General features: G+C 57.9%; 6 protein-coding genes and 1 pseudogene. 5 read left to right on the forward strand and 2 right to left on the reverse strand.

Annotated elements, in window-relative coordinates; genetic code table 11:
• Positions 1–241 precede the first annotated feature (241 nt).
• The 3 genes and pseudogenes from M0974_RS06135 to M0974_RS06145 all read left to right on the forward strand — a co-directional run.
• Positions 242–334 (forward strand): annotated as a pseudogene (locus tag M0974_RS06135) (tRNA (adenosine(37)-N6)-threonylcarbamoyltransferase complex dimerization subunit type 1 TsaB); the annotation flags it as partial.
• 266 nt (positions 335–600) lie between these two features.
• Entirely contained in the window at positions 601–912 is a 312-nt protein-coding gene (locus tag M0974_RS06140) for a hypothetical protein (protein ID WP_297834068.1), read from the forward strand.
• Positions 909–1,778, forward strand: coding sequence for a DUF72 domain-containing protein (locus M0974_RS06145; RefSeq protein ID WP_297834071.1), 870 nt, complete (start codon positions 909–911; stop codon positions 1,776–1,778). Before M0974_RS06140 ends, M0974_RS06145 begins: the two co-directional genes overlap by 4 nt.
• 13 nt (positions 1,779–1,791) lie before the next feature.
• Here the strand turns inward: M0974_RS06145 and M0974_RS06150 are convergent, their stop codons facing one another.
• The gene (locus tag M0974_RS06150; protein WP_297834073.1) at positions 1,792–2,415 is read right to left on the reverse strand and encodes an energy transducer TonB; all 624 of its coding nucleotides are present in this window, start codon (positions 2,413–2,415) and stop codon (positions 1,792–1,794) included.
• A gap of 97 nt (positions 2,416–2,512) precedes the next feature.
• Between M0974_RS06150 and M0974_RS06155 the strand changes: the two genes are divergently transcribed.
• Positions 2,513–3,295, forward strand: coding sequence for a class I SAM-dependent methyltransferase (locus tag M0974_RS06155; RefSeq protein WP_297834075.1), 783 nt, complete (start codon positions 2,513–2,515; stop codon positions 3,293–3,295).
• Between the two features lie 2 nt (positions 3,296–3,297).
• Here M0974_RS06155 and M0974_RS06160 read toward each other — a convergent pair whose 3' ends face one another.
• Positions 3,298–3,936 carry a TetR/AcrR family transcriptional regulator gene (locus M0974_RS06160; protein ID WP_297834077.1) on the reverse strand — a complete coding sequence of 213 codons (639 nt, stop codon included), beginning with the start codon at positions 3,934–3,936 and terminating at the stop codon, positions 3,298–3,300.
• Between the two features lie 92 nt (positions 3,937–4,028).
• Between M0974_RS06160 and M0974_RS06165 the strand changes: the two genes are divergently transcribed.
• Positions 4,029–4,789 (forward strand): efflux RND transporter periplasmic adaptor subunit (locus tag M0974_RS06165; RefSeq protein WP_297834078.1); only part of this gene is annotated, 761 nt, incomplete at its 3' end.

A 4,789-nucleotide genomic window follows, 5' to 3' on the forward strand; every position in this document is an offset into this window, starting at 1 on the left:
GCACCGAGTTCCTGGTTCGAACCGCGCCGAACGCCGAAGGCGGCAGCAACGCACTCACCATCACGCTGGTCGAAGGCCGCGTGAACGTGCGCGATGCGCAGAACGGGTTGTCGCATGTGCCGGCTCAACCGGTGGTGATGGTCCCAGGAGACTGGCTTCGCTTGGCGGGTTCGGTCCGGACGGCGGAGAGGAGGGCTTCGCGCTCCGCGCAACTGGCCGGGCCGCCCATCGAAAAGTGCTCGCCTGGCAGCGCGGCGAAGCCGTTGTTGCTGATGAAGCGCAACCGGTTTACCTGCGCGATAAAGTCGCCACCCCCAAAGCGCGGCCAGTTTAATCCCCGGCTGTTCGCAAATCCTGTGGGACCCCTGTGGGACCGAATTCATTCGGGAATCGGTTTCAAATCCGACCTCATATGTGTCTGACCCAATGCCTTCCCGAATGAATTCGGTCCCACAGAAACATCCTATTTTTACTGTAATGCGACAGCTCATCGGCGTTTTCAAACCTTTTGCGTAAACTGTGGTCTAGTTATCGTTAGGACATTTGTTAAGCTATGTCCGTACTGCTAGATTGCCACTACCAGTTGCCGAGCACGCATCGATGCGCATAGACGGACCCTCATCACGCTCCTACCCCATAAAGCGCAAGCCTCGCAAAGGCACCGCGACGGTGGATGGCACGTTTGAGGAAGTCGACAGCGAGATTGAAGTACCGCCTCAAGTATCTGCCAACACCTCCCGTGCGCAAAATGCCCAAGCAGGTCCTACGAGTAACGTTCCGGCCCGTCAGCAAGACATGATTTTCCCTCGCTCTGTCAGCAACCGCGTCGCCCATGCCTTGGCGAGCTATCTGACCACGGCCAGTTTCGTTGATTGGGACCTGGAAGTGCTGGGCCTCGACCTTCACGTTTGAATTCTCAGCGCCCCCCTTACCACCTCGGTTGCCCCTCCTGGAGTGAAAACGCCTGGCGTGAATCCCTGTACCCGGAGAATGCCCGGTCCAATGAGTTTCTTGGGCTGTACGCGCAGGTATTCAATGCTGTCGAAGGCAATACGACTTTTTATGCGCGGCCGGCGCCTGCGACAGTAGAGCGTTGGGCGCAAGCCCTGCCAGAGCACTTTCGCATCACCGCAAAATTCCATCGCGACATCAGTCACGGCGGCGACCTTCGTCAGCAGTTGCAGGCGGCTGACGACTTTATCCAACTGCTGGCCCCGCTGGGCGCACGGGTGCAGCCTTTGTGGTTGCAATTACCCGCCAGTTTTGGGCCATTGCGCTTGGCTGAGTTGGTCAGTTTTATCGATGCGGTTGAGCGGCCACTGGCGGTGGAAGTGCGGCACTCGACTTTTTTCGCCAAAGGTGATGAGGAGCGCATGCTCAATCGGTTGCTGCTGGACCGAGGCGTGGAGCGCATTTGTCTTGATCCACGTGCGTTGTTTAGCTGCGTATCGACCGATCCTGCCGTGCTGCACGCGCAATCGAAAAAGCCTAAAGTCCCGCCGCGTCCTGCAGCGCTGACGCAATTTCCTCAGGTGCGTTTCATTGGTCACCCGGTGTTAGAGGCCAATGATGTGTTTCTGGCACCGTGGGTGGAAAAAGTCGCCGGCTGGATCGAGGAAGGGCGTACGCCTTATGTTTTTCTGCACACGCCTGACAACCTGCAGGCCCCTGACCTGGCGCGGCGTTTCCATGAGCAATTGATGGCGCGTCTGCCGGGCTTGCCGCCGCTGGTGGTGCTGGACAGAGGGCCTGCCGTGCAGCAATTGGGTTTGCTGTGAAAGTCGGCAGCGCTTAGGCGGCCATGCGCAGGTTTTGCAGAATGATAGGCCGAGCCCAGCCGTTGTCGTAATCCAGATGCCGCTGTTGCGCATCGACCGTTTCAGCGTCAAGCGGCAGGGCCTTTTTATCAGCCAAGTCCCATTCGAATTCGGCGATCGGCAAGTGTAATGGACGGGTTTGTGGGCCAGGGCCAGGGTTCGCATCGGGCTGAGGCGGATCAAGGACCAATGGCCGTACCCAACCGCTGTCGAAGTCCAGATGCCGCTGCTGTTCGATCATGTCGCTGATGCTGAACGGTTCGGCAGGCTCGGGCAGGAGGTGCAGTTCAAACTCGGCGATGGGCAAGTGCAAGGGCACTGGAGGTCTACGTGGGACATCCGCAACCGGTAACTCGCGCTGGTCGACGATTTTCCCGAGCGCCTGGGCGCCACCCAGTGGTTCGCCGGTAGTAGGGTTGGTTGCGGCGACGATTGGCGCTGCTGAAACGTCAGGTTTGTCAGCGGTTTGTTCAGCCATTGCGCGAGCGAACGCATCCGTCCAGAGCTGGGTAACACCGCTCAAGGTTCTGGAGTTGCGAAGACTGAAGTCGCCTGCGTGCGACAAATAGCCTATCGGTGCGGATTCAATGTCAGACATAGCGCTCGTTGTTCGTCCGGCTCTGGCAAAATGCTGGATATTCTCGTTATCGGCCAATTGCGCCGATCATTAACAAAATAGTTGAGCGTGTGGGCAAATGAGTGAGCAACAGACAGGCAGTCGCATCCGAGTGGAAACCCTGATCAGTAACGGACAGGCACATGCGGAGCAGTGGGCGCAGCGCCTTGGCTTGCCATTGGAAGACGCGCAGGCTGAATTTGCCCTGCAGGTGACCGACAACGGTTTGCAATTGCAGCAGTTGGGCGCTGACACCTCAGGGCCGGTGCGGGTGGATTTTGTCGAGGGTTCTGCGGCGCATCGGCGTCTGTTTGGCGGCGGCAGCGGGCAAATGATTGCCAAGGCTGTGGGCATCCAGCCAGGCGTGCGGCCTCGGGTGCTGGACGCGACGGCGGGATTGGGCAAGGACGCGTTTGTACTGGCCAGCTTGGGTTGCGAAATGAGCTTGATCGAGCGTCAGCCGATTATTGCTGCGTTGCTCGAAGACGGCCTGGCCCGCGGGCTAAGGGATCGTGAGATCGGACCCATCATCGCCAACATGCGTTTGCTGACTGGAAATTCCATTGAGTTGATTCGTGCATGGGAAGGCGAGCCGCCGCAAGTGATCTACCTGGACCCAATGTTTCCACACCGGGAGAAAACCGCGCTGGTGAAAAAAGAAATGCGCCTGTTCCGACCGCTGGTGGGGGATGACATGGACGCTCCTGCATTACTCGAAGCTGCCTTGACACTGGCAACGCATCGGGTGGTGGTCAAACGACCCCGCAAAGCGCCCAGCATTGATGGCCCGAAACCGAGTTACGCACTGGATGGAAAATCCAGCCGCTACGATATCTACCCGAAAAAAGCCCTGAAATCATAATCCTACAGGGCTCGATACGCGCGCATGAACAGGCTCACCACGTCCTCAACATGCGCCTCTTCCGCCGCCGGGTCGGGTAAGTCGTTGCAACCAATCAGCAAGCGGAAGTTGCAGGTGCCCTTAAGCAGGCACAAAAAATGTTCAGCAGCGATACGCGGCTTGTCGATTTTCAGGCTGCCATTACTGTCTATCTGAATCAGCAATCGTTCCATCTCTTGCAGAATCCGCTCTGGCCCCGCCTCGAAAAATATCTGCGACATTTTCGAGTCTTGAGCGCCCAAGGCTGTCATCAATCGCTGTAGCTCAATCGCGTCCGGGCTGTTGATCAAGGCGTGGAAGCCACGGCCAATATTGGTCAATACCGTTTCTACCGGCGTGCCTGCAGGCATTTCAAAAAACAGTTCGGGCAATTGCTCCTCGCATCGCGCAATCACGGCTGCGGAAAACAACGTCTCTTTGTCGGTGAAATGGCTGTAGACCGTCAGTTTTGAGACGCCGGCTTCGGCGGCGACAGCGTCCATGCTGGTGCCGGAATAGCCCTTACTCACGAACAGATTTTTCGCGGCATTGAGGATGGCCTGACGTTTTACCAGGTCTTTGGGGCGGCCTGGGCCGGAAGCGATCAATGAATTATCAGGCATCGTCGTTTTAATAGTGGACTGGTGAGTTTGGTATTTCTTACTATACGCGGCAGTACAACAATTAAAGCATTCTTTGCTAAAGGTCCATCACCATGTTTCGCGATGCCTTGCCGTTAACGCTATCCATCAGTCTGAGTGTTTTACTGGCGGGCTGTGGTCACGAAGAGCCAGTTCAGACTGCCGTGCGTCCCGCTATGGTCGTTCAACCGCAACTTGCATCGCTGTCGATGGACAGCTATCCCGGCGAGGTTCGTGCGCGGTTCGAGCCAGATCTGGCATTTCGAATCCCCGGTAAAGTCATCAAGCGCCTGGTGGAAGAGGGTGAGCGAGTCAAAGCCAATCAACCGCTGGCCGAACTGGACCCGCAAGATGTTCGTCTGCAACTGGAAGCCAGCCGCGCCCAAGTAGCCGCTGCCGAAGCGAATTTGCAGCTGGTCCGCACCGAGCGTGATCGCTACAAAACCTTGATGGACCGGCAGATGGTCAGCAAATCGCAATTCGACAACGCTGAAAACCTGCTCCGCGCCGGTGAGGCGCGGGTCAAACAAACCAGAGCCGAATTTACCGTGGCCGATAATCAGGCCGGTTATTCAGTGCTACGCGCCACCCAGGACGGCGTGATCGCTCGACGTCTGGTGGAAGTCGGGCAGGTCGTGGCCGCCGGGCAAACAGTTTTTACCTTGGCCACTGACGGCGAGCGTGAGGTCTTGATCAGCGTGCCGGAGCAGAGCATCAGCAGCTTCAAGATCGGTCAGGCGGTGGCTGTCGAGCTGTGGGCGCAACCCGATCAGCGTTTTCCTGGCCGCGTCCGCGAACTGTCGCCGGCTGCCGACCCGCGCTCGCGCACCTTCGC

The organism is Pseudomonas sp. (genome assembly GCF_026224925.1).
Taxonomy (GTDB): domain Bacteria; phylum Pseudomonadota; class Gammaproteobacteria; order Pseudomonadales; family Pseudomonadaceae; genus Aquipseudomonas.